At 72.8% G+C, this 22,669-nt stretch carries 21 protein-coding genes and 1 pseudogene; 15 read left to right on the plus strand and 7 right to left on the minus strand.

Going from position 1 to position 22,669, the window contains the following annotated elements; genetic code table 11:
* Positions 1–145: 145 nt before the first annotated feature.
* The 6 genes from atpA (at position 146) to ACFU9E_RS26045 (ending at position 5,969) form a co-directional block, all read left to right on the plus strand.
* Entirely contained in the window at positions 146–1,720 is a 1,575-nt protein-coding gene (gene atpA, locus ACFU9E_RS26020; RefSeq protein WP_355371332.1) for a F0F1 ATP synthase subunit alpha, read from the plus strand.
* A gap of 32 nt (positions 1,721–1,752) precedes the next feature.
* Entirely contained in the window at positions 1,753–2,667 is a 915-nt protein-coding gene (locus tag ACFU9E_RS26025; RefSeq protein ID WP_380681325.1) for a F0F1 ATP synthase subunit gamma, read from the plus strand.
* A 2-nt stretch (positions 2,668–2,669) separates the two neighbouring features.
* Positions 2,670–4,115 (plus strand): F0F1 ATP synthase subunit beta, encoded by a 1,446-nt coding sequence (gene atpD / locus ACFU9E_RS26030; protein WP_380681323.1) that lies wholly within the window; start codon positions 2,670–2,672, stop codon positions 4,113–4,115.
* 185 nt (positions 4,116–4,300) lie between these two features.
* On the plus strand, positions 4,301–4,684 hold the full coding sequence (locus tag ACFU9E_RS26035) for a F0F1 ATP synthase subunit epsilon (protein WP_376091445.1): 384 nt from the start codon (positions 4,301–4,303) through the stop codon (positions 4,682–4,684).
* 148 nt (positions 4,685–4,832) lie between these two features.
* Positions 4,833–5,333: a DUF2550 domain-containing protein gene (locus ACFU9E_RS26040; RefSeq protein ID WP_344324216.1), complete on the plus strand. Its 501-nt coding sequence runs from the start codon at positions 4,833–4,835 to the stop codon at positions 5,331–5,333.
* A gap of 63 nt (positions 5,334–5,396) precedes the next feature.
* Positions 5,397–5,969 carry a cob(I)yrinic acid a,c-diamide adenosyltransferase gene (locus ACFU9E_RS26045; protein ID WP_380681321.1) on the plus strand — a complete coding sequence of 191 codons (573 nt, stop codon included), beginning with the start codon at positions 5,397–5,399 and terminating at the stop codon, positions 5,967–5,969.
* Positions 5,970–5,972: 3 nt separating this feature from the next.
* On the opposite strand, the gene ACFU9E_RS26050 is transcribed toward ACFU9E_RS26045, so the two are convergent.
* On the minus strand, positions 5,973–6,515 hold the full coding sequence (locus ACFU9E_RS26050; RefSeq protein WP_380681319.1) for a hypothetical protein: 543 nt from the start codon (positions 6,513–6,515) through the stop codon (positions 5,973–5,975).
* 147 nt (positions 6,516–6,662) lie between these two features.
* Between ACFU9E_RS26050 and ACFU9E_RS26055 the strand changes: the two genes are divergently transcribed.
* From ACFU9E_RS26055 to ACFU9E_RS26075, 5 genes are all read left to right on the plus strand, one after another.
* Positions 6,663–7,883, plus strand: a complete 1,221-nt coding sequence (locus ACFU9E_RS26055; protein ID WP_380681317.1) for a sensor histidine kinase — start codon at positions 6,663–6,665, stop codon at positions 7,881–7,883.
* On the plus strand, positions 7,880–8,530 hold the full coding sequence (locus ACFU9E_RS26060) for a response regulator (protein ID WP_380681315.1): 651 nt from the start codon (positions 7,880–7,882) through the stop codon (positions 8,528–8,530). Before ACFU9E_RS26055 ends, ACFU9E_RS26060 begins: the two co-directional genes overlap by 4 nt.
* 179 nt (positions 8,531–8,709) lie before the next feature.
* The gene (locus ACFU9E_RS26065; protein WP_380681313.1) at positions 8,710–9,579 is read left to right on the plus strand and encodes a 3-hydroxyacyl-CoA dehydrogenase family protein; all 870 of its coding nucleotides are present in this window, start codon (positions 8,710–8,712) and stop codon (positions 9,577–9,579) included.
* A gap of 424 nt (positions 9,580–10,003) precedes the next feature.
* Positions 10,004–10,336, plus strand: a complete 333-nt coding sequence (locus ACFU9E_RS26070) for an STAS domain-containing protein (RefSeq protein WP_380681311.1) — start codon at positions 10,004–10,006, stop codon at positions 10,334–10,336.
* A 164-nt stretch (positions 10,337–10,500) separates the two neighbouring features.
* Positions 10,501–12,957, plus strand: coding sequence for an ATP-binding protein (locus ACFU9E_RS26075; RefSeq protein WP_380681309.1), 2,457 nt, complete (start codon positions 10,501–10,503; stop codon positions 12,955–12,957).
* Positions 12,958–12,961: 4 nt separating this feature from the next.
* Here the strand turns inward: ACFU9E_RS26075 and nucS are convergent, their stop codons facing one another.
* Positions 12,962–13,621 (minus strand): endonuclease NucS, encoded by a 660-nt coding sequence (gene nucS / locus ACFU9E_RS26080; RefSeq protein WP_380681307.1) that lies wholly within the window; start codon positions 13,619–13,621, stop codon positions 12,962–12,964.
* 510 nt (positions 13,622–14,131) lie between these two features.
* Here nucS and ACFU9E_RS26085 point away from each other — a divergent pair.
* The gene (locus ACFU9E_RS26085) at positions 14,132–14,524 is read left to right on the plus strand and encodes an SCO5389 family protein (protein ID WP_355371360.1); all 393 of its coding nucleotides are present in this window, start codon (positions 14,132–14,134) and stop codon (positions 14,522–14,524) included.
* 2 nt (positions 14,525–14,526) lie between these two features.
* Here the strand turns inward: ACFU9E_RS26085 and ACFU9E_RS26090 are convergent, their stop codons facing one another.
* Positions 14,527–15,783 carry an LLM class flavin-dependent oxidoreductase gene (locus ACFU9E_RS26090; protein ID WP_380681305.1) on the minus strand — a complete coding sequence of 419 codons (1,257 nt, stop codon included), beginning with the start codon at positions 15,781–15,783 and terminating at the stop codon, positions 14,527–14,529.
* A gap of 227 nt (positions 15,784–16,010) precedes the next feature.
* Between ACFU9E_RS26090 and ACFU9E_RS26095 the strand changes: the two genes are divergently transcribed.
* Entirely contained in the window at positions 16,011–16,334 is a 324-nt protein-coding gene (locus ACFU9E_RS26095; protein ID WP_380681303.1) for an ATP/GTP-binding protein, read from the plus strand.
* Between the two features lie 11 nt (positions 16,335–16,345).
* Here ACFU9E_RS26095 and ACFU9E_RS26100 read toward each other — a convergent pair whose 3' ends face one another.
* Together ACFU9E_RS26100 and ACFU9E_RS26105 are read right to left on the minus strand one after the other, a co-directional pair.
* Positions 16,346–17,110, minus strand: a complete 765-nt coding sequence (locus tag ACFU9E_RS26100) for an ABC transporter permease subunit (RefSeq protein ID WP_380681301.1) — start codon at positions 17,108–17,110, stop codon at positions 16,346–16,348.
* A 1-nt stretch (position 17,111) separates the two neighbouring features.
* The gene (locus tag ACFU9E_RS26105) at positions 17,112–18,161 is read right to left on the minus strand and encodes an ABC transporter ATP-binding protein (RefSeq protein ID WP_380681299.1); all 1,050 of its coding nucleotides are present in this window, start codon (positions 18,159–18,161) and stop codon (positions 17,112–17,114) included.
* A gap of 92 nt (positions 18,162–18,253) precedes the next feature.
* On the opposite strand from ACFU9E_RS26105, the gene ACFU9E_RS26110 reads away from it, so the two are divergent.
* Both ACFU9E_RS26110 and ACFU9E_RS26115 read left to right on the plus strand, forming a co-directional pair.
* Positions 18,254–19,051 (plus strand): alpha/beta fold hydrolase, encoded by a 798-nt coding sequence (locus ACFU9E_RS26110; protein ID WP_380681297.1) that lies wholly within the window; start codon positions 18,254–18,256, stop codon positions 19,049–19,051.
* Positions 19,048–19,368, plus strand: coding sequence for a hypothetical protein (locus ACFU9E_RS26115; RefSeq protein WP_355371377.1), 321 nt, complete (start codon positions 19,048–19,050; stop codon positions 19,366–19,368). Before ACFU9E_RS26110 ends, ACFU9E_RS26115 begins: the two co-directional genes overlap by 4 nt.
* Positions 19,369–19,428: 60 nt before the next feature.
* Here the strand turns inward: ACFU9E_RS26115 and ACFU9E_RS26120 are convergent, their stop codons facing one another.
* Both ACFU9E_RS26120 and ACFU9E_RS26125 read right to left on the minus strand, forming a co-directional pair.
* On the minus strand, positions 19,429–20,358 hold the full coding sequence (locus ACFU9E_RS26120) for a cellulose-binding protein (RefSeq protein WP_344345574.1): 930 nt from the start codon (positions 20,356–20,358) through the stop codon (positions 19,429–19,431).
* A 107-nt stretch (positions 20,359–20,465) separates the two neighbouring features.
* Positions 20,466–22,669: pseudogene (locus tag ACFU9E_RS26125) on the minus strand (hypothetical protein); the annotation flags it as partial.

A 22,669-nucleotide genomic window follows, 5' to 3' on the forward strand; every position in this document is an offset into this window, starting at 1 on the left:
AGCACATCCGACCCTCGGTCGGGAAACCGGCTCCACCGGAGTCGGGAAAACGTACGGCCGGTTCATACGACCCGGCCGAGAGTCGAGTACTTGCGGCCCTCAATGGCGGGCCGAGGATCGCAAACTAGGAGAGCAGGGAAGCCTGATGGCGGAGCTTACGATCCGTCCGGAGGAGATCCGGGACGCGCTGGCCGACTTTGTCCAGTCGTACCAGCCGGACGCCGCCTCTGTGGAAGAGGTCGGCACGGTCACTGACGCGGCGGACGGCATCGCCCATGTCGAGGGTCTGCCCTCGGTCATGGCGAACGAGCTGCTGAAGTTCGAGGACGGCACCCTCGGCCTCGCGCTGAACCTCGACACCCGCGAGATCGGTGTCGTCGTCCTCGGTGAGTTCGGCGGCATCGAGGAGGGCCAGACGGTGCGCCGCACCGGCGAGGTCCTCTCGGTTCCGGTCGGCGACGGCTACCTCGGCCGCGTCGTGGACCCGCTGGGCAACCCGATCGACGGCCTGGGCGACATCGCCTCGACCGGTCGCCGCGCCCTGGAGCTCCAGGCTCCGGGCGTCATGGCCCGCAAGTCGGTCAAGCAGCCGCTGCAGACCGGCATCAAGGCCATCGACGCGATGACCCCGATCGGCCGCGGCCAGCGCCAGCTGATCATCGGTGACCGCCAGACCGGCAAGACCGCGGTGGCCGTCGACACGATCATCAACCAGCGCGACAACTGGCGCTCGGGCGACCCGGAGAAGCAGGTCCGCTGCATCTACGTCGCCGTGGGCCAGAAGGGCTCCACCATCGCGTCCGTCCGCGGCGCCCTGGAGGAGGCCGGCGCGCTGGAGTACACCACCATCGTGGCCGCTCCCGCCTCCGACCCGGCCGGCTTCAAGTACCTCGCCCCGTACACCGGCTCGGCCATCGGCCAGGAGTGGATGTACGACGGCAAGCACGTCCTGATCATCTTCGACGACCTGTCGAAGCAGGCCGAGGCCTACCGTTCCGTCTCCCTGCTGCTGCGCCGCCCGCCGGGCCGCGAGGCCTACCCGGGTGACGTCTTCTACCTGCACTCCCGCCTGCTGGAGCGCTGCGCCAAGCTGAACGACGCCCTGGGCGGCGGCTCGATGACCGGTCTGCCGATCATCGAGACCAAGGCCAACGACGTCTCGGCGTACATCCCGACCAACGTCATCTCCATCACCGACGGCCAGTGCTTCCTGGAGTCCGACCTGTTCAACGCCGGCATCCGCCCGGCCGTGAACGTCGGTATCTCGGTCTCCCGCGTCGGTGGCTCCGCCCAGATCAAGGCCATGCGCTCGGTCGCCGGCCGTCTGCGTCTGGACCTCGCCCAGTACCGCGAGCTGGAGGCGTTCGCCGCCTTCGGTTCCGACCTGGACGCGGCCTCCAAGGCCCAGCTGGAGCGCGGTGCGCGCATGGTCGAGCTGCTGAAGCAGGGCCAGTACCAGCCGTTCCCGGTCGAGGAGCAGGTCGTCTCCATCTGGGCCGGCACCACCGGCAAGCTGGACGACGTCCCGGTCGCCGAGATCCGCCGCTTCGAGCGCGAGTTCCTGGACTACGTCCGTCTGCAGCACAAGGACCTGCTGGCCGGCATCGTCGAGACCGGTCTGCTGGCCGACGGCACCGTCGACGCGCTGACCAAGGCCGTCGAGAGCTTCAAGGCGGGCTACCAGACCGCTGACGGCAAGCTGCTCTCCGAGCAGGCCTGAGTCCGGTAGCGAGGGAAAGGACGTAACGACCCATGGGAGCACAGCTTCGGGTCTACAAGCGCCGGATCCGCTCTGTCACCGCGACGAAGAAGATCACCAAGGCGATGGAGATGATCTCCGCGTCGCGCATCGTCAAGGCGCAGCGCGCGGTGGCCGCCTCCACTCCGTACGCCGATGAGCTCACCCGGGCGGTGACGGCGGTGGCCACCCGGTCCAACGCCAAGCACCCGCTCACCACCGAGAACCCGAGCGCCTCGCGCGCCGCGGTCCTGCTGATCACGGCGGACCGCGGTCTGGCGGGCGGCTACTCGACCAACGCCATCAAGGCCGCGCTGACGCTCTCCGAGCGCCTGCGCGGCGAGGGCAAGGACGTGGTGACGTACATCGTCGGCCGCAAGGGCGTCTCGTACTACGGCTTCCGCAACCTCCAGGTCGCGGGCTCGTGGACGGGCTTCTCCGACAAGCCGACCTACGGTGACGCGAAGACGGTGGCCTCCGAGCTGATCGAGGCCTTCACCGCGGAGACCGGCGGCGTGGACGAGCTCCACCTGATCTCGACCGAGTTCGTGTCCATGCTGACGCAGAACGCGGTCGAGGCGCGGCTGCTGCCGCTGAAGCTGGACGAGGTCCAGCTCAGCGACCAGAGCCCGGCCAAGTCGGAGATCTTCCCGCTGTACGACTTCGAGCCGTCGGCGGAGGGCGTCCTGGACGCGCTGCTGCCGCGGTACGTCGAGAGCCGGATCTACAACGCGCTGCTGCAGTCGGCTGCCTCCGAGCACGCCGCCCGCCGCCGCGCCATGAAGAGCGCGACGGACAACGCCGGCGAGCTCATCAAGTCGCTCACGCGGCTTGCCAACTCGGCCCGTCAGGCCGAGATCACCCAGGAAATCAGCGAGATCGTCGGTGGCGCGAACGCCCTGGCCGACGCTAGCGCGGGGAGCGAATGAGTATGACCACCACTGTTGAGCCGACCACGGCGACGGGCCGCGTCGCGCGGGTCATCGGCCCGGTCGTCGACGTGGAGTTCCCCGTCGACGCGATTCCGGACATGTTCAACGCCCTGCACGTCGAGGTGGACAACCCCGACGGCTCGGGCAAGAAGACCCTGACCCTCGAGGTCGCCCAGCACCTCGGCGACGGCCTGGTCCGCGGCATCTCGATGCAGCCGACCGACGGTCTGGTCCGTGGCTCGCAGGTCAGCGACACCGGTGCCGCCATCTCGGTGCCGGTCGGCCAGATCACCAAGGGCAAGGTCTTCAACGCCCTCGGTGACGTGCTGAACGTCGACCAGGCGGAGTTCGACAAGCAGGTCGAGGTCCGCTGGCCGATCCACCGCAAGGCCCCGGAGTTCAAGGACCTCGAGTCCAAGACCGAGATGTTCGAGACCGGCATCAAGGTCATCGACCTCCTCACCCCGTACGTCCAGGGTGGCAAGATCGGTCTGTTCGGTGGTGCCGGTGTCGGCAAGACCGTTCTGATCCAGGAGATGATCTACCGCGTCGCCGAGAACTTCGGTGGTGTGTCGGTGTTCGCCGGTGTCGGCGAGCGCACCCGTGAGGGCAACGACCTCATCGACGAGATGGTCGACTCGGGCGTTCTGGACAAGACCGCGCTGGTCTTCGGCCAGATGGACGAGCCGCCGGGCACCCGTCTGCGCGTCGCGCTCTCCGCGCTGACCATGGCGGAGTACTTCCGCGACGTCGAGAAGCAGGACGTGCTCCTCTTCATCGACAACATCTTCCGGTTCACCCAGGCCGGTTCCGAGGTGTCGACCCTGCTCGGCCGTATGCCCTCCGCGGTGGGTTACCAGCCGAACCTGGCCGACGAGATGGGCCTCCTGCAGGAGCGCATCACCTCGACCCGCGGTCACTCGATCACCTCGATGCAGGCGATCTACGTCCCCGCGGACGACCTGACCGACCCGGCGCCGGCCACCACCTTCGCCCACCTGGACGCGACCACCGTTCTGTCGCGTCCGATCTCGGAGAAGGGCATCTACCCGGCCGTCGACCCGCTGGACTCCACGTCCCGCATCCTCGACCCGCGGTACATCGCTGCGACCCACTACGAGACGGCCGTCCGTATCAAGGGGATCCTGCAGAAGTACAAGGACCTCCAGGACATCATCGCGATCCTCGGTATCGACGAGCTGTCCGAGGAGGACAAGGTCACGGTCCACCGTGCCCGCCGCATCGAGCGCTTCCTCTCGCAGAACACCTACGTGGCGAAGCAGTTCACCGGTGTCGAGGGCTCGACCGTCCCGCTGTCGGAGACCATCGAGGCCTTCAACGCGATCGCGGACGGCAAGTACGACTCCGTCCCGGAGCAGGCCTTCTTCATGTGCGGTGGCATCGAGGACCTCGAGAAGAACGCCGCCGAGCTGGCGAAGAAGTAGTCCGGCCGGTAGCAGCCGAGCGTGATCGCGAGGGGTGGGCCCCAACCCTGGGACCCACCCCTCGCGTCGCATCGACTGTGATTCCGGTCAAATCCGTGCCGCCGGTTTCATGCCGGGGGCGCGGGCCCGTTATTCTTACCGAAACTCCCGAGTAATCGGGCGTTGCATGAGCCTAGGAGCCCACGTTGGCTGAGCTGCACGTCGAGCTGGTCGCAGCCGACCGCAAGGTGTGGTCCGGTGCGGCCACCATCGTCGTCGCCCGTACGGCCTCCGGTGACACCGGCATCATGCCGGGTCACACCCCGGTGCTGAGCGTGCTGGAGACCGGTCCGGTCACCATCCGCACCACGGACGGCAACACCGTGATCGCCGCGGTGCACGGCGGCTTCATCTCCTTCGCCGACAACAAGCTGTCTCTGCTCGCGGAGATCGCCGAGCTGGCGGACGAGATCGACGTCGCGCGCGCCGAGCGCGCACTGGACAAGGCCAAGTCGGACCTGGACGAGCACGCCGAGCGGCGCGCCGAGGTCCGGCTGTTCGCGGCGCGCGGCCTCAAGGCCCACGCCTGAGTGCGCCGGACCCCGCCTGAGCGGGGTCGACCGACGGTCCCGGGGACGCGTGAGCGTGACCCCGGGACTGTCGTCTCAGTTGGTAGGTCAACGCGGTCGGCTGGTACGACCGACACGGGGAACGCGGGTAGCGAGGAGGTAGGTGAGCATGGTCCTCGCCCTTGTGGTGTGTGCGGCGGTCGTGGCGCTCGGTGTGATCGGGTTGGTCGCGTTCGCGGTACGCCGCCGTGTGATCCAGCGGGTCGGTGGCACGTTCGACTGCAGCTACCGGCTCAAAATGCCGGCCGACGCCTCGACGCAGCCCGACCTCGACGAGAACGGCCAACCCACCCCGGCCCCGGTCCCGCAGACCGATGGCAAGGGGTGGGTTTTTGGTATCGGCCGGTACAGCGGCGATTCCATCGAGTGGTTCCGGGTCTTCTCGTACGCCCCGCGCCCGCGCAAGGTGCTGCCGCGCCGGGAGATCGAGGTGCTCGGCCGACGCTATCCGGAGGGGCAGGAGGAGCTGGCCCTGCTCTCCGGCTCGGTGGTGCTGCGCTGCCTGCACAACGGGGCCCCGCTGGAGCTGGCGATGAGCGAGGACGCGCTCACCGGCTTCCTCGCCTGGCTGGAGGCGGCCCCGCCCGGGCAGAGGGTCAACGTCGCGTAGCGACGGACCCTCGGGGTGGGGGAGAGGTTAACGCCGCCTAACCGGCCCGGCTAGGCTGGCCGCATGGTCAATCTGACGCGCATCTACACCCGCACCGGCGACGACGGCACCACCGCGCTGGGCGACATGAGCCGCACGACCAAGACCGATCCGCGCCTGGTCGCGTACGCGGACACCAACGAGGCCAACGCCGCGATCGGCGTGGCGATCGCCGCCGGCGCGCTGCCCGAGGACGTGGCCGCCGTGCTCACCCGGGTGCAGAACGACCTCTTCGACGTCGGCGCCGACCTGGCCACCCCGGTGGTGGAGGACCCGAAGTACCCGCCGCTGCGGGTCCAGCAGTCCTACATCGACAAGCTGGAGGCGGACTGCGACCACTACCTGGAGACGCTGGAGAAGCTGCGCAGCTTCATCCTGCCCGGCGGCGCCCCGGGCGCTGCTTACCTGCACCTGGCCTGCACCGTGGTCCGGCGGGCCGAGCGGGCCACCTGGGCGGCGATCGACACCCACGGGGACACCGTCAACCCGCTGACCGCCAAGTACCTCAACCGGCTGTCCGACCTGCTGTTCATCCTGGCCCGGTCGGCCAACAAGGAGCGCGGTGACGTGCTCTGGGTGCCGGGCGAGAACCGCTAGAACCTAGCTGCCGGGCTTCGGCGGCCGCTTGGGCCAGAGCGTGTAGCTGGCGGCGATCGCGGTGTTCACCACCGCGGCGATGCCCAGCTTCCAGTACCACTGGTCGAAGACGGCGGTCCCGGGCGCGTCGGTGAACAGCTTCAGCGCGCTGATCAGGGTGACCGTGATCGCCACCGAGACCAGGGTGCGCCCGCAGATCCGCCACTCGTGCCGGCTGCGTTCGGCGCCGTACCTGGGCGCGGGCGGCGGCTTCGGCCCGCCGGCGAAGCGGTGCAGGAACCGGGCGTCGGCCCAGCGGACCACCGACGGGCCGTAGCCGACCGAGAAGCCCAGGTAGCTCGCGGCCAGCGCGTGCGTCCAGGAGGCGGTGGCGCCGCCGCGCAGGTCGAGGAAGGTGAGCAGGAAGAGCCCGAGGTCGATCACCGGCAGCCCGACCAGCAGGACGGTGCTCACCGTGCGCCACCGCAGCAGGTAGCGGGTGACCAGACCCAGGGCGAGGACCACCCAGAAGGCGGCCTCGGCGGCGAGGATCAGGGTGACGATCATGGTCTGCTCCGGCTCTCGGCGATGCCTCCAGCCTCCCCGGCGCCGCTCGCGCGCGCGTCGTCGCCGGGAACGGACCCGGGCTGCATCTTTCGATGTACGGGGGCTCCTCCCCGCTGCCGGAGCCGGGTCGGCCCCAGGGATGATCTGATGGGGGGCGTGCGCAGACCCACCCCCACCCCGCGGCAGGTCGACGGGGCACTGGCGCTGTCCGGGCTGCTCGGCGGGCTGCTGCTGATCGCCTTCCAGGTGTACGACCACTCGTCGACGATCGAGCGGTGGCAGGTGCTGCCGGCGCTGCTGGCGATGTCGGGCCTGGAGCTGATGCGGCGGACCCGGCCGATCCTGGTGGTGACGCTCGGCGGACTGGTCTTCGCCGGGAGCATCTTCTCCGGCGCGCTGCTGGCGACCACCATCATGTACACCGACCTGCTCTACGCGGCGGTGGTCTACGGCCCCCGCCGGATGTCGCCGGTCCTGCACGTGAGCGGTACCGCCTCGGTACTGGTGCTGACCACCCTGACCTTCGTGTACTCCGACTCGGCGACGGCCGTCGCGGTGGCCATGCTGACCGCCCTGATCTTCCTGGGCCCGCTGTGGACCGCGGACGCGGTGCGCAAGCACCGGCAGGAGGCGGAGGCCCAGCGGCTGCGGGCGGAGCAGACCGCGCTGCTCTCGGAGATGGACCGGCGCGAGGCGGTGGTCGCCGAACGGGCCCGGATGGCCCGCGAGTTGCACGACGTGGTGGCCAACCACCTGTCGGCGATCGCGATCCACGCGACCGGGGCGCAGTCGATGGCGCGGCGTCAGCACCGGGCGGCGGACGATCCGGTGGTGGAGGTGCTCGGGGTGATTCGGGAGAACAGCGTCCAGGGATTGGCCGAAATGCGTCGCATCATCGGCCTGCTGCGTGACAGCGGCGGTGGCGAGGCCGACGAGTCGTACGCCGCGCCGGACCTGGCGGCGGTGGACGCGCTGCTCGCCAAGGCGCGGGCGGCCGGGCGGGACGTCGGGCTGGCCTTCGAGCTGGCCGAGCGCGGGGAGCGCGGCTCCCTGCCGGTGCCGGTGGAGCTGGCCGCGTACCGGATCGTGCAGGAGTCGCTGACCAACGCGCTGAAGCACGCCGGTCCGGGGGAGGTGCGGGTGCTGCTGGACTTCTGCCCCGAGGAGCTGCGGATCGTCGTGGACAGCCCGTTCCGCCAGGGGGCGGGGCGGTCGCTGCCGGGCGCCCGGGCCGGGCTGGTCGGCATGGCGGAGCGGGCCTCGCTGCTGGGCGGCGGCTTCGAGGCCGGGCCGCGGGACGACCGCTGGAGTGTGCGCGCGGTGCTGCCGCGGGCGCTGGGGACGGAGGAAAGGGTGGGGCGGGCATGACGATCCGGGTGCTGGTCGCGGAGGACCAGGCGGCGGTGCGGGCGGCGCTGGTGATGATCCTGCGGGCCGAGCCGGGCCTGGAGGTGGTCGGGCAGGCGGCGGACGGCGAGGAGGCCGTCCGGCTGGCGCTGGAGCTGCGGCCGGACGTCGTCCTGATGGACGTGCAGATGCCGCGGCTGGACGGCGTCTCGGCGACCCGCCAGGTGGTGGCGGCCGGGGCGGCGCAGGTCCTGGTGCTGACCACCTTCGACCTGGACGAGTACGTCTACGGCGCGCTGCGGGCCGGGGCGGCCGGGTTCCTGCTGAAGGACCTGGAGGCGGACACCCTGGTCGAGGGCATCCGCACGGTGGCTCGCGGGGACGGCATGCTGGCGCCCTCGGTGACCCGGCGGCTGATCGGCACCTTCGCCCGCCCGGAGCGGGTGGTGGGGCCGGAGCTGAGGGCGGCGGTGGACGGGCTGACGCCGCGCGAGCGGGAGGTACTGGCTTGCATCGGGGCCGGCCTGTCGAACGGTGAGATCGCCGGGCGGCTGGAGATGGCGGAGGCGACCACCAAGACGCACGTCAGCCGGATCCTGGCGAAGCTGCGGCTGCGCAGCCGGGTGCAGGCCGCGATCCTCGCCCAGGACCTCGGGATGATGATCTGATCGAGTGATTTGCTCAGTTGACCAGGTCGGTCGCAGATCACACCCTCGGATGGCACCACGGGCCGCGTCCGGGGACTAAAGTCCGGCCCATGAGCGATGCGGCTCGGTGGGCGACCCCTGCCTTGAGCCGCCTTCAGGGCCCGCCCATCGGGGCGGCGACGGCATCGGGAGACCAAGCCATGAGCAATGCGTCCAGCAAGCAGATCGCCGTGATCGGTGCCGGCCTGATGGGCGCCGGCATCGCCCAGGTCTCCGCCCAGGCCGGGCACCCGGTGGTCCTGCGTGACGTGACCGAGGAGGCGCTGCGGCGCGGCCTCGACGGAATCCGCGCCTCGTACGACAAGTTCGTCTCCAAGGGCCGGCTCACCGCCGAGGACGCCGAGGCGGCGCTCGCCCGGATCACCACCACCACCGACCTGGGCGCCGTCGCCGAGGCCGACATCGTGGTCGAGGCCGTCTTCGAGCAGCTGGACGTCAAGGAGGGCGTCTTCAAGGAGCTCGACAAGATCGCCAAGGACGGCGCGGTGCTCGCCTCCAACACCTCCGCCATCCCGATCACCCGGATCGCAGCCGCGACCTCGCGCCCCGAGTCGGTGGTCGGCGTGCACTTCTTCTCGCCGGTGCCGCTGATGAAGCTGGTCGAGCTGGTCCGCGGCTACAAGACCAGCGACGAGACGCTGGCCGCCGCGCGCGCCTTCGCCGAGGGTGTCGGCAAGGAGGTCGTGGTGGTCAACCGCGACGTGGCCGGCTTCGTCACCACCCGTCTGATCACCGCGCTGGTCGTCGAGGCCGCCAAGCTCTACGAGTCGGGCGTCGCCAGCGCCGAGGACATCGACACCGCCTGCCGGCTCGGCTTCGGCCACCCGATGGGCCCGCTGGAGACCGCCGACCTGACGGGCGTGGACATCCTGCTGCACGCCGCGCGGAACATCTACAACGAGACCCAGGACGAGAAGTTCGCCGCCCCGGAGGTCATGGCGCGCATGGTCACCGCCGGCGACCTCGGCCGCAAGAGCGGCCGCGGCTTCTACCCGTACCCGGGCAAGTGACGGCGGGCAGCCGGCGCTGAGCCGGTGAACGGGCGGGCCGTGCGGTCGTGGAACCGGGCGGCCCGTCCCTCCCGGGGCGGGTGAGTTTCCTCACGCCGATGCCGCAGACGGGTGATTTGGGCGGTAATCGAGCGTAAGTGTGGAGAGTTCCTGCGTATATTCCCTCGGACGAGTGAAATTGCTTCAGATCCGGCCATGACCAGCAACCCAGGGGGCCGGCTCACCGTCAGATGGATGACGGGGAACCCGGCATTCCGGCCGGGGCCGGCGCGTGGGGCCGCGGGGCCCGCCCGGCGCCCGGATCACCACCGCCCCCTCCGGCCCGGCACCGCCGGCGACACCCGTACCCGCCGACACCCGCACACCACCACCCGAACACACCCGCACACCCGCATCCCAGGCCCGCCACGCGAAGGAGGAGAGCATGCGCATCACCGGCGACCACGCGGCGCTGGCCATCGAAGGCCGCCTCGACGTGCGCACCGCCGCCGACGCGCGCGCCCGGCTGCACCATGCCGTCGACGGCGGCCTCGGCGATCTCGTCCTCGACCTCGCCCGGCTGGAGTTCTGGGACGCCACCGGCCTGGGCGTGATCATGGGAACCCACCGCCGGGCCGGGCGGATCGGCCGCCGCCTGGTGCTCCGCTCCGTCCCCGCCCAGCTCCAGCGCCTGCTGGTGGCCACCCGGCTGCACCGCATCCTCGCCGTCGAGGGCGTCACCGCCGACGCCCGCGGCGCCACCCTCCCCGCGCTCTGACCACCCGGCGGCCCGGGACTCCCGGGGCCCTGACCGCGCGACGCTGCGCGGGCGGGCACGGATGTGCGAGAGTCTGGCGTCAGGACACGGCCGCCCGGCCCGCCCTTGCCGGGCGCGCGGCGGCCGGTCGGGGTTGACGGCGCGAGCGTGGGGCGGAGCAGAACGTGGCACAGCCAACCGGTGACTTCCGGCAGGAGTCCGTGCGCACCCGGAGCGGTGAACTGGTCTCCGGGGGACTGCTGGTGACCGTCGGCGGCCCCGAGGGCTCCGAGGTGCGGCCCTGTCCCGAGGAGTGGCGCCCCCGGCCCCGCCCCGTCACCCCCGGCGCGCCCGCCCGCGGCCCGGCCGGTGACGCCGGCCGCCAGGTCGGCCCGCTCGCCCTCGGCGCCGGGCCCGCCGACCTGCCGCTGCTCGACCGCGAGGACGACGTCGCCCAGCTGCTCGCCCTGCTCGCCGAAGGCCGGTCCATACGCCTGGTCGGCCAGGCCGGCTCCGGCCGCAGCGCCCTGCTGTCGGCCGTCGCCGCGGCGGCCGGCGGTCTCGCCCCCGGTGGCGTGGTGCAGCTCTGCGGCCACCGCCGCACCGCCGCCGACCTGCTCCAGGACCTCTTCGCGGCGACCCACCACGCCCCCGGCTTCCGCCCCGACCCCGGTCAGCTCGTCGAACACCTCGCCCGGGTCGGCGCGATCGTCGTCATCGACGAGGTGGTGCCCACCGGCTCCGAACTGGAGGCGCTGCTCGGTGCCGCCCCCGACTGCGCGTTCCTGATCTCCGCCGCCTCGGACAGCCCGCTGCTCCCGGCGGACTCCCGGCTCCGGGACCACCTGCTCGCCGGCCTCTCCCGGCCCGCCTGTCTGGCCCTCGCCGCCCGGCTGGCCGGGCGGCCGCTGGACGCCGCCGAGAAGGCATGGGCGGTGGACCTCTGGTTCGAGTCCGAGGGACTGCCGCTGCGCTTCGTCCAGGCCGCCGCCCTGCTGCGCCAGCGGGATGTCGCGGTGGACGCCCTGGTGGCCGCCGAGGAGGACCGGATGGATGTCTTCGGCGCGGTGGAGGAGCCCGTCCACCACCCCGATCCGGCGGTCCGCGAGGCCGCGCTGCGCGGCACCGTGCCGCTGCCCTCGGTCGCCGAGTCCACGCTGCCCGCCGTCCGGCTCGCCGAGGGGCTGAGCGAGACCGCGCAGGCCGTGCTGCGGCTCGCCGTGGCGCTCGGCGGCGAGTGCCCGACCGCCCCGCACCTGCCCGCGCTGATCGACGTCGGCCAGGGCGAGAGCGCGCTCGCCGAACTCGCCGACGCCGGGCTCGCCGTCTCGATCGGCGGCCACCACCGGCTCACCGCCGGGGCGCTGGAACTGCTCGCCCCGCACTGGCCGGCCCGCGGCAGCGCCGACGGCGCCGCCCAGCACTTCGCCTGGTGGGTCGGCCACTCCTCGGTCTCGCTGCCGCAGATCGCCGCCGAGGCCGAGGTGGTGATCGGCGTCCTGCTCGCCGACCGGGCCGCCGGGCGGCACGACGCGGTGCTGCGGCTGGCCCGGGCCGCGGCCCCCGCGCTGGCGCTGGCGCTGCGCTGGGGGGCCTGGGAGCGCGCCCTGCAGCTCGGCCTGGAGGCCGCCCGGCACACCGGCGCCCGGGCCGACGAGGCCTGGTTCCGCCACGAGCTGGGCGTGTACGCCGTCTGCGTCCATGAACCCGGCCGGGCCATCGCCGAGTTGGAGGCCGCGCTGGCGCTTCGCGGCGCGCTCGGCGAGCAGCGCGGTGCGGCCGGGGCGCGCCGGATGCTGGACCTGCTGCGGGCCGAGGGCCGGCAGCTGCCGCCCGCCGCGCCGGCCAAGGCGGCGCCGGCCCGTCGGCCCCGGCTGCGGGCCATCGCCCGGGTGCCGCTGCGGCTGGGGAACCGGCGCACGGCGATCGCCGCCTCGGCGGCGGTCCTGGCGCTGGGCGTGCTCGGCACCGCGGTCGGGATGACCGTGGCCGGCGAGGACAAGGGCAACGATCCGCACAGCAGCAGCGACGACGGCTCGGTGCTGCCGGGTGCGGGCAGCTCGCCGCGCCCCACCGCGCCGCGGCCCTCGGCGTCCTCGCCCTCCCCGTCGGCCGCGCCGACCACCGACCCGCCCTCGGACGGGGCCGCCGAGCCGGCCTCCGGCGAGCCCGACGGCGAGCCCGCGCCGAGCGGCGCGGCCACCGCCTCGCGGACGCCGTCCGGCTCGCCGTCGGCCTCGACACCGGCGTCGAAGCGGCCGAGTCGTTCGCCGAGCCCGGGGGAGAGCAGCACGGCCGCCTCCTCCCAGCCCGCGGCCCCGAACCCGCCGCAGCCCCCGGCGGGCGGCACCGCCGGTTCCGGCGGCGGGACGGGCGGTACGGGCGCGGTCGGCGGCTCCGGCGCCTCGGGGGGCACCGGTGGCACGGGCGGCTCCACGGCGGGCGGGACGAGCGGGGGCGGCGGGACGGCCGGCGGCGGCAGCAGCGCCGGGGGCGTCACTCAGCCGACCGGCGAGACCACGCCGTCCGCCCCGGCGAGCACCTCGCCCGCGCAGACCGCCACACCCTCGCCGACGACGACGCCGTCGGACCCGGTGAGTCCGACGGCGTCCGCGACGTCCCCGTCGCCGAGCGGCACCTGACCGCTCAGAACAGCTTCAGCTTGTCGTCGTCGATGCCGCGCAGCCCGTCGTAGTCCAGGACCACGCAGCCGATGCCGCGGTCGGTGGCCAGCACGCGCGCCTGCGGCTTGATCTCCTGCGCGGCGAAGACGCCCTTCACCGGCGCCAGCAGCGGGTCCCGGTTCAGCAGCTCCAGGTACCGGGTGAGCTGCTCCACGCCGTCGATCTCGCCGCGGCGCTTGATCTCGACGGCGACCGTCGTACCGTCCGCGTCGCGGCACAGGATGTCCACCGGGCCGATCGCGGTCGGGTACTCGCGGCGGATCAGCGACCAGCCGCTGCCGAGCACCTCCATCCGGTCCGCGAGCAGCTCCTGGAGGTGGGCCTCGACGCCGTCCTTGATCAGGCCGGGATCCACGCCGAGTTCGTGCGAGGAGTCGTGCAGCACCTCCTCCAGCGTGATGATGAGCTTCTCGCCGGCCTTGTTCTCCACCGTCCAGACCCCGTCGGCCTCCTTGAGGGCGCACGGCGGGGACATCCAGTTGAGCGGCTTGTAGGCGCGGTCGTCGGCGTGGATGCTGACGCTGCCGTCGGCCTTGACCAGGATGAGCCTGGTGGCGGAGGGCAGATGGGCGGAGAGCCGACCGGCATAGTCGACTGAGCAGCGGGCAATTACGAGACGCACGGTCGACCACGCTAGCCCACCGGGGCCAGTTGATGCGATTCCACGACGAGCGGGTGAAGAATCCACGAACCCCGCCACGATGGATGCCCTGCGATCCTCGAAAGCCCGTCGGCACCCTGGCGGCCACCATGATAGGCCGCTACGGTGTGTGACGGACTGCTTGCGGGAGCGCTGTCAACGGGGATGGAGACTTCAGATGAACGATCCGACGGGATCCGGCCAATGTGGTGCACACGGGCGCATTCCCGGAGCAATCCGCAGGAATGACCGGCCTGGCCCGTCGTTGACTGCCACGCTGTTCTGAGCGGCCGGCGCCCTCGACCGACGTCCCTCGAAAGGTCTGCGGCGCCCCCGCGTCGGCGCGGTGCCGGAAACCCGGCCGTCCGACGGCGTCACACCCGTCCGACGGTGCTCCGGACACACACGCGTCCCCACCCTCACCCTCAGCTTGGACTTGGACTACGCATCACCACCCGGGCGTCGCGCGGGTGGTCCGCGAGAGGAGAACCCATGTCGCTCGACGTCTCACCGGCCCTGCTGGACAAGGCCGAGCGGGACGAGGTCGACGAGCGGGAGTTCGTCGACTGCGTCCGCGTCTCCCTGCCGTACGCCTGGGACCTGATCAGCTCACTGGTCGCCCAGGCGAAGGTCGACGGCACCGACTTCGCCGACAACCAGGTACCGCCGCCCAGCGAGCAGGCCCGCGGCCAGCTCCTGCGGGCACTCGCCAGCAATGCCATCCGGGGTGCCCTGGAGCGGCACTTCGGTGTTCAGCTGGCCTTCCAGAACTGTCACCGGGTGGCGGTCTTCGTGCCGTCCTCCGCCAACAAGAAGCGGTACGAGCGCTTCACCTCGGTCCGCGCACAGCTGCTCAACCAGTCCGAGGAACTCCGCGACTGCTGATCTCAGCCCAGCTGCGGCAGGACCTCGGAGCCGAGCCGGGCGATGTTGTGCAGGGTCGCCTCCCGGTCGCCACTGCCCTCGGCGAGCAGGGCGAAGCGGCGGATGCCGGTCCGCTCGGCGGTGGCCAGCAGCCGGTCCGCACACTGCCTCGGCGTCCCGACCGCGTGCAGGTCGCAGAGCAGCTCGGTGTACTGGCGCGGGTCGCGCATCTTGCGTTCCCGGCCGTCCACCGTGCGGTGCGCGCCGAGCCCGAACTCGAACCAGCCGGGCATCGCACGGAGCAGAGTGGCCCGGGCCGCCGAGGTGCGGTCGTCGACCTGGGCCACCCCGGCCGCGACGTGCCGGCGGGCGACCCGGCGCAGCTGCTCCTCGCCGCGTCCGGCGGCCAGCCAGGCGGAACGATACAGCTCCAGCATGCGCAGCTTGTCGTCGTCGCCGGAGTGCATGCCGAGCAGCATCGGCAGACCGCGCTCGGCGGCGGTGCGGACCCCGCCGGGTGAGGTGCAGGCGACCACCACCGGCGGTCCGGCCGGCGGGCGGCCGGCGGTGGTGAGCTGCTCGTCGGCGGGACCGTCGGCGTCCTGGCGCTGACGGGGGAAGCGCAGCACGCCGGTGCCGGTCCGGTCGGCGAGGCCCAGCCAGGCGCCGAGGTCCGGGCGGCGGGGAGGTTCGGTGGCCCGGGGCACCACGGCCACCTCGGGGAAGCTGAACTGCGGCCCGGCCGCGCCCACCCGGGAGCCGCGCAGCCAGCGCAGCAGCAGGTCGAGCCGCTCCGGGAAGCCCTCCTCGAAGGCGTCCACGCCGCTGCCGAAGACGTCCAGGTCGATCCACGGGCCGCCGCGCCCCACCCCGAGCGTGAAGCGTCCGCCGGAGGTGAGGTGGAGCAGGGCGGCCTGTTCGCCGAGCGCCACCGGGTGGGTGGTGGAGAGCACGCTGACCGCCGTGCCGATGCCGATCCGTCTGGTCCGGCCCAGCAGCAGCGCGGCCAGCGTGGCGGCGTTCGGGCAGACGCCGTACGGGACGAAGTGGTGCTCGGCCAGCCATACGCTGTCCAGCCCCGCCTGCTCGGCCTCGACGGCGGCCCGCACGGTGCGGTCCAGCGCCTCGCCGTGGGTCTGGCCGGGGAACTGCGCGGAGAGCAGGAAGGCGCCGACCCGGACCGGTCCGGTGTCCGCGGTGGCGGCGCTCGCGCCCTGGGCCGCCGGTAGCGTGGTCGCCGCGGTGGTGGCGACGGCCGTGGCGGTGCTCGTTCTGGTCATTTCTGAGGCCTCCTCGGGTGCGCGCAGGGTCTGCGGGCCCCGCCTGTCCCCTCGTGAGTAGCCCATGTCATGTGCCAATGGCACACCGGAGCACCGATTTACCGGAGAAACGGGTGGATCTCATGGGAAACGCCCGATCATCCTCCGATGCCGTGATAGTGGCCCGGTCGGGTGGCGCCCGGCCGTAGGCTGGAACGGTTCCCGCAACTCGTAGAGAGGTAGTTGCCGTGTCGCCCCGACGCAACCGGATCAAGAGCGCCGCCGACCGCGACCAGGCCGAGCCGGCCGCACCGCTGGGCGGCTCGATGCGCCGGACCGAGAACTACCAGGGTGACGACTGGGTGGTCCAGACGGTCGCCGGGACGGCCGGCCGGCACTACCGCTGCCCGGGTTGCGACCAGGAGATCCCGCCCGGCATGGGCCACATCGTGGCCTGGCCGATGCACGGCGCCGGGGTGGACGACCGCCGGCACTGGCACCGGGCCTGCTGGGGCGCGCGGGAGCGCCGGGCCTCGAACCTGCTCCGCGGCCGCGGCGCTCCCCGGTACTGACCGCCCTGGGCTCAGGCGTCGCGCTTCTTCAGCACCAGCGCCCCGCCGACCAGCGCGGCGAGCGTCCAGGTCAGGCAGATGGCGAAGCCCGCCCACGGCCCGTACGGCTGGTCGTGCTGCTCGTAGACCAGCAGCATCCGGGAGCCGGCGTAGTCCGGGAAGTAGTGGGCGACGGTCTTGGCGCCGGGCACCGCCGAGAGGATCGGCGAGAGCAGGAAGAAGAACGGCACCAGCACGCCCAGCGCCAGGGTCTGGTTGTGCAGCATCGCGGTGACGCCGGCCGAGAAGAGGCAGAGCATCGTGAGGTAGAGCGCGGCGCCGAACACCGCGCGCAGCACGTTCGGTTCGCCGAGCGAGGTGGAGTGCTCGCCGAGCAGCGCCTGGCCGGTGAAGAAGGTCAGGAAGGCCGTCACCAGCGAGACGGCCAGCGCCAGGGTGCCGAGCACCACGGCCTTGCCGGTGAGCAGGGTGCCGCGCTGCGGGACGGCGGCCAGGGTGACCCGGATCATGCCGCTGCTGTACTCGTTGCCGATGGCCAGCACGCCGAAGACGATGATGGCCAGCTCGCCCAGCATGATGCCGGCGAAGGACGTGCCGGTGGCGTCGAACGGGGCGTTGTCGCTGCGGAACTCCTCGAAGTTGTTGTTGGTGAGCAGCGACAGCAGGGCGCCGATGCCGAGGGTGACCACGAAGGTCAGCGCGAGGGTCCAGACCGTCGAGCGGACGCTGCGGATCTTGGTCCACTCGGAGCGCAGGACCGCGGGGAAGGACGCCATCTCAGTTCTCCTCCGTGCCGGGGGAGGCGGGCTGTCCGGCCCGGCCGCCCTTCCAGTTCGCGCCCCAGGCGCCCGCTGCGCCCGGTGCGCCCGCCGCGTCCTGTGCGGCGGGTGTGCCGGGCGTGCCGTCCGGGCCGTGCACCGGTCCGGCGCCGGCGTGGTACTCGACCGCGTCGGCCGTCATCTGCATGAACGCCTCCTCCAGCGAGGCCTGCTGCGGGCTCAGCTCGTGCAGCACCACGGCGTGCGCGGCGGCCAGCTCGCCGAGTGCGGCGAGGTCGCCGTCGACCACCTCGAACGAGCCGTCCGGCCCGGGCTCGTGCCGCAGCCCGGCGCCGGCCAGGGCGTCGAGCAGCCGCTCGGGCTGCGGGCTGCGCAGCCGGACGGCGGAGCGGGAGTTGCGGCGGATGAACTCGGCCATCGGCAGGTCGGCGAGCAGCCGGCCCTTGCCGATGACCACCAGGTGGTCGGCGGTGACGGCCATCTCGCTCATCAGGTGGGAGGAGACGAAGACGGTGCGGCCCTCGGAGGCGAGGCGCTTCATGAGGTTGCGGATCCAGAGGATGCCCTCCGGGTCGAGGCCGTTGACCGGTTCGTCGAACATCACGATCTCCGGGTCGCCGAGCAGCGCGCTGGCGATGCCGAGCCGCTGGCCCATGCCGAGCGAGAAGCCGCGGGCGCGCTTGCGGGCGACCGGGGTGAGGCCGACCAGGGCGAGCACCTCGTCCACCCGGCGCTCGGGGATCCGGTTGCTCTGGGCGAGCCAGAGCAGGTGGTCACGGGCGGTGCGGCCGGGGTGGACGGCCTTGGCCTCCAGCAACGCGCCGATGTACTTGAGCGGTTCGCTGAGTTGTCCGTATCTCTTGCCGTCGATGGTGACGCGGCCCCCGGTGGGGCGGTCGAGGTCGAGGATCATGCGCATGGTGGTGGACTTGCCGGCGCCGTTGGGCCCGAGGAACCCGGTGACCACCCCCTCCGGGACCCTGAAGCTCAGCCGGTCCACGGCCAGCGTCCTGCCGTAGCGTTTGGTCAGGTCGTGCAACTCGATCATGGGAGCTCCCTCACTCTCCGTCAGACTATGACAATGCGGACAAGGCGGCCTGCTGAGTGGGCCCGCCGGGCACACCGGAATACGGTGGCCCCATGACCCAGCTCCCCTCCGCAGTGTCGGTCCGCGAGAGCGGCACCGGAACACCCCTCGTGCTGCTGCACGCCTTTCCGCTCAACGCCGCCATGTGGTCCGCCCAACTGGACGAGCTGCCCGGCCCGGGCGGGGACCGGGCCCGGGTGATCGCACCCGATCAGCGCGGCTTCGGCGCCGCCGGGCTGGGCTCCGAGGAACCCTCGCTGGAGGCCGTCGCCGACGACGTCGCCCGGCTGCTGGACGCCGGGGGGATCGACCGGGCGGTGCTCGGCGGGCTCTCCATGGGCGGGTACGTGGCGATGGCCTTCGCCGAGCGGCACCCGGACCGGCTGGCCGGCCTGCTGCTGGCCAATACCAAGGCCACCGCCGACCCGGAGGCGGCCAGGACGAACCGGGAGCGGATCGCCTCCGCCGTGCTGGCCCGCGACAGCGTCCGGCTGCTGCTCGACGAGCGGGTGGCGAACGGTCAGCTGGCCCCGGGCTCGCAGCACCTGGTCGGCCGGGTGCAGGACCTGATCGAGGCCGCCCCGCCGGCCGCCGTCGCCTGGGCGCAGCGGGCCATGGCGGTCCGGCCGGAGCGCCTCGACGTGCTGGCCGGGCTGCGGGTGCCGGCCGCCGTGGTGGCGGGCGCCGAGGACGCGCTGATGCCGCTCACCGAGGCGGAGCTGATGATGGAGGCCCTGCCGGACGCGGAGCTGACGGTGCTTCCCGGAGTGGGCCACCTGAGCGCGATCGAGGCGCCGGAGGCGTTCGACGCGGTGGCGCTGCGCCTGCTGGAGCGGGTGGCGGCGGGATGAGGGAGGAACGGGCGGAGACCGGCGGCTGGGACTTCTCCGCGCTGGAGGTGACCGGCCGGATGCCGTTGACCAACCGGGGCGAGGGGCTGCTCGAACTGACCCTGGAACCGCTGGGCGAGGACTACTGGATGCGCCCGGGGGAGACGTTCATCGTCACCTCGTACGGCGACTACGGCCCCGGGCACCCCTTCGAGGTGCAGTACTGGCCGGACTCGGTCTCGGTCTGGTGCACCTCGTGGTTCGGGACGGTCTCGGACGACGAGGGCAACCAGCTGAGCTGCGGGCACCAGCGCCCGGACGGCGCCTACCCGCGCTGAGGAAAAGGGGACGGCCCCCGCCCTGGGAGGGCGGGGGCCGTCGGGGGCCTGCGGGCCGCGTCAGCGCGACTGCTGGGCGGGCACGCCCATGGTGTCGTCGTTCGGCAGCGAGGCGGCGGCCACGGCCGCGCCGGTCAGCGTCGCCAGCATCTCGCGGACGTTGGTCAGCTGGGCGTTGATGCTGTCGCGGCGGTTGGTGAGCGCCGCCAGCTCGCGCTCGGATTCGCTGCGGATGCGGTCGGCCTTGGCGTTGGCGTCCGCCACGATGTCCTCGGACTGGCGCTGGGCCGTCTCGACGGTCTGGCGGGCGCGGCGCTCGGCGTCGGTGCGCAGCTTCTCGGCCTCCAGGCGGAGCTGCTCGGCGCGGTGCTCGATCTCGGCCAGCCGCTTCTCGGCCTTGGCCTGACGGGCGGCCAGGTCGCGCTCGGACTGCTCGCGGCGCTTGGCCAGGTTGGTCTCGAACTCCAGCGCGGCCTGGGCGGCCTTGGTGCGGGTCTCCTCGAAGAGGGCGTCCGCCTCCTCGCGCTTGTTCTGGGCGTCCTTGTTGGCCTCGGCACGCAGCTGGGCGGCGTCGCTCTTGGCCTTGTCGACGATCCGCAGACCCTCGTCCTCCGCCTTGGCCTTGCGGTCCTTGGCGTAGTTCTCGGCCTCGGTGCGGACCTGCTGGGCGGCCGCCTCGGCGAGCTCGCGGTGCTGCTCGGCCGCGCGGTGCGCCTCCTCGCGCAGGTCCTTGGCCTCCTCCTCGGCGAGCCGCAGGATCTTCTCGACCCGGGCACCGAGACCGGCGTACGACGGCTCAGCCTCGGCGACCGCCGCCTGGGCGGTCTGGGTCTCCAGGTGGAGCTCCTCGATGCGCTTCTCGAGGGCGCTGATCCGGGTCAAGGCACTGTCACGGTCGGCCACCAGCTTGGTGATCCGCTCGTCGACCTGGGCGCGCTCGTACCCACGGCGCACCAGGTCGAAGCCGTGAGGGGAGTGACTGTCGCTCATGGGGTTCTGGGCTTCCTGTCGTCAAACCGCTGAGGTGGTTGAGGGAATCCTGACACGGTACCGGAGTGTCGGCGACGAAACGCCGTTGTCCCGCGGACAATGTCCGCTCAATCGGGTGGTGCGCTCTTGGAGCGATTGCCGCCCGATCGGGGAGAGCCAATTCCGGCACCCGCCTTGGCCCCCCCGTCCTTCTTGGTGGTGCTTCCCCCGTTGGCCTGGGCGACCGGTGACGGAGCCTCGAAGGCCTCCAGGGCGGACAGCACGTCCTGCACCCTGGAGATCTCGGTGTTGATGTCCTTGCGGCGGCGCACCAGTTCGTCCAGCTCGCGCCGGCCCTCGTCGGTGGCCCGCTGCGCCTCGGCCCGTGCCTCGGCGAGCAGCCGCTCGGCCTCCGCCTTCGCCAGCTCGACCTGCTCGTCGGCGGCCCGGTCGGCGGCCCGCAGCCGCTTCTCGGCCTCGGCCGACGCCGACTCCAGCCGCTCCTCCGCCTCGTCCTGGGCGGACTTCAGCTTGGCCTCGGCCTTGATGATCAGGGCCTCGGCGCGGTCGGTGGAGCTGGCGAGCTTGGTCTCGGCCTCCTTGAGCAGGCCCTCCGCCTTGCGGACGGCCTGCAGCCGGACCTTGCTGGCCTCGGTGGACGCCTCCGAGGTCAGCTCGTTGGCCCGGTCCTCGGCGGCCGCGACCAGCGCCGCGGCCCGGTCCTCGGCCTCGGCGACGGTGGCCACCGCCTGCTCCTCGGCCTCGGTCAGCTGCTCCTGGGCGGCCGTCACCAGCGCGTCCACCCGCTCGCCGGCCGACTTCATGGCCTGCGCGTTCTCCTTGCGGGCGCGCTCGTGCAGGGCCTCCACCTCGGCGTCGGTGCGCTCGCGCAGCTCCTCGGTGCGCTCGCGGATCGCGGTGGCGTCCCGCCGGGCCTCGGAGAGCAGCGCGTCGGCGTCGGACCGGCCCTTCTCGACGGCCTCCTGCCCGGCGGCCTCGCCGGCCACGACCAGCCGGTCGGCCTCCTTGCGGGCGGCGGCGACCATCGCGTCCGCCTGCTCCTCGGCGGCGGCCGTGGTGGCCAGCGCGGTGGTCCGGGCGTCCTCGCCGAGCGCCTCGGCGTCCGCGAAGGCCTTCTCCAGTACGGACTTGGCCCGCTCGCGGGTGGCCTTGTCGAACTGCTCGGCGGTCTCCCGGACCTCGGCGTCGTAGGCGTCGGCGCGGCCGTGGGTGGCCGTGTCGTACTCGTCGGCGAGGGCGCGGGTGGCGAGCGCGTACTCCTCGGCCTCGGTGCGCAGGGCGGCGGCGAACTCCTCCGCCTCGGCGACGGTGGCGGCGGCCCGCTCCTCGCCGGCGGCCACCGTCCGGGCGGCCCACTGCTCGGAGTCGGCGCGCTGCTGCTCGGCGGCCTCCTGGGCGGCGCGAAGGGTGTCCTCGGCCTCGGCGCGCAGCTGCTCGTCGTGGGCCTTCGCCTCGGCGAACTGACGGGCCAGCTCGGCCTCGGCGGCCTCGCGGTCGGCGGCCAGCTCCAGCTCGGTCTGTTCGCGCAGGGCGGTCGTCTCGGCGGCGGTCCGGGCCCGCAGGTCGGCGGTCTCGTGCTCGGCCGTCTCGCGCAGCCGGGCGACCTCCTGCTCGGCGGTCTCGCGCTGCTCGGCGGTCTCGCGGTCGGCCAGCGCCCGCAGCTCGGTGGTCTCCCGGTCGGCGGTGTCGCGCACCTCGGCGGCGGCCCGCTCGGCCTGCTCGCGCAGCTCCTCGACGTCCCGCTCGGCGGTGGCGCGGAGTTCGGCGATCTGCTGGGAGGCGGTCTCGTGCAGCCCGGCCACCGACTGGCGGACCTCGGCGGCCTCCTCCTCGGCGGCCTCGACCAGCGCGGCGGCCTCGGTCCGGCCGGCCTCGACCAGCTCCTCGCCGTCGCGCCGGGCCTGCTCCAACTCCTCGCCGGCCTCGGTGCGGATCGCCGCGGCGGTGGCGCGGGCCTCGGACAGCTCACGGCCGGCCTCGGCGCGGACCGTCCCGGCCTGCTCCTCGGCCAGCGACAGGTCGGCGGCGCCCCGCTCGCGCAGCTCCTTGGCGGCGGTCTCGGCGTCGGTGCGGACGCGTTCGGCGTGGGCCTCGGCGGCTTCGCGGACGGCGGTGGCCTCGGCGGTGGTGCGTTCGGTGAGTTCGGTGGCGGCGGTTTCGGCTTCGGTGCGGACGCGTTCGGCGTGGGCCTCGGCGGCTTCGCGGACGGCGGCGGTCTCGGCGGCGGTGCGCTCGGTCAGCTCGGCCGCGGCGGTTTCGGCTTCGGCGCGGCGCTGTTCGGCGGCGGTTTCGGCGGCTTCGAGGGCGCGCT

Source organism: Kitasatospora sp. NPDC057595, from assembly GCF_042800875.1.
GTDB lineage: Bacteria > Actinomycetota > Actinomycetes > Streptomycetales > Streptomycetaceae > Kitasatospora.

What these genes read in the sequence shown, in the direction of transcription:
- atpA (WP_355371332.1), top strand. Translation starts at nt 146, where the DNA reads ATGGCGGAGCTTACGATCCGTCCGGAGGAGATCCGGGACGCGCTGGCC.
- ACFU9E_RS26025 (WP_380681325.1), top strand. Translation starts at nt 1,753, where the DNA reads ATGGGAGCACAGCTTCGGGTCTACAAGCGCCGGATCCGCTCTGTCACC.
- atpD (WP_380681323.1), top strand. Translation starts at nt 2,670, where the DNA reads ATGACCACCACTGTTGAGCCGACCACGGCGACGGGCCGCGTCGCGCGG.
- ACFU9E_RS26040 (WP_344324216.1), top strand. Translation starts at nt 4,833, where the DNA reads ATGGTCCTCGCCCTTGTGGTGTGTGCGGCGGTCGTGGCGCTCGGTGTG.
- ACFU9E_RS26045 (WP_380681321.1), top strand. Translation starts at nt 5,397, where the DNA reads ATGGTCAATCTGACGCGCATCTACACCCGCACCGGCGACGACGGCACC.
- ACFU9E_RS26050 (WP_380681319.1), bottom strand. Translation starts at nt 6,515, where the DNA reads ATGATCGTCACCCTGATCCTCGCCGCCGAGGCCGCCTTCTGGGTGGTC.
- ACFU9E_RS26055 (WP_380681317.1), top strand. Translation starts at nt 6,663, where the DNA reads ATGGGGGGCGTGCGCAGACCCACCCCCACCCCGCGGCAGGTCGACGGG.
- ACFU9E_RS26060 (WP_380681315.1), top strand. Translation starts at nt 7,880, where the DNA reads ATGACGATCCGGGTGCTGGTCGCGGAGGACCAGGCGGCGGTGCGGGCG.
- ACFU9E_RS26065 (WP_380681313.1), top strand. Translation starts at nt 8,710, where the DNA reads ATGAGCAATGCGTCCAGCAAGCAGATCGCCGTGATCGGTGCCGGCCTG.
- ACFU9E_RS26070 (WP_380681311.1), top strand. Translation starts at nt 10,004, where the DNA reads ATGCGCATCACCGGCGACCACGCGGCGCTGGCCATCGAAGGCCGCCTC.
- ACFU9E_RS26085 (WP_355371360.1), top strand. Translation starts at nt 14,132, where the DNA reads ATGTCGCTCGACGTCTCACCGGCCCTGCTGGACAAGGCCGAGCGGGAC.
- ACFU9E_RS26090 (WP_380681305.1), bottom strand. Translation starts at nt 15,783, where the DNA reads ATGACCAGAACGAGCACCGCCACGGCCGTCGCCACCACCGCGGCGACC.
- ACFU9E_RS26100 (WP_380681301.1), bottom strand. Translation starts at nt 17,110, where the DNA reads ATGGCGTCCTTCCCCGCGGTCCTGCGCTCCGAGTGGACCAAGATCCGC.
- ACFU9E_RS26105 (WP_380681299.1), bottom strand. Translation starts at nt 18,161, where the DNA reads ATGATCGAGTTGCACGACCTGACCAAACGCTACGGCAGGACGCTGGCC.
- ACFU9E_RS26110 (WP_380681297.1), top strand. Translation starts at nt 18,254, where the DNA reads ATGACCCAGCTCCCCTCCGCAGTGTCGGTCCGCGAGAGCGGCACCGGA.
- ACFU9E_RS26115 (WP_355371377.1), top strand. Translation starts at nt 19,048, where the DNA reads ATGAGGGAGGAACGGGCGGAGACCGGCGGCTGGGACTTCTCCGCGCTG.
- ACFU9E_RS26120 (WP_344345574.1), bottom strand. Translation starts at nt 20,358, where the DNA reads ATGAGCGACAGTCACTCCCCTCACGGCTTCGACCTGGTGCGCCGTGGG.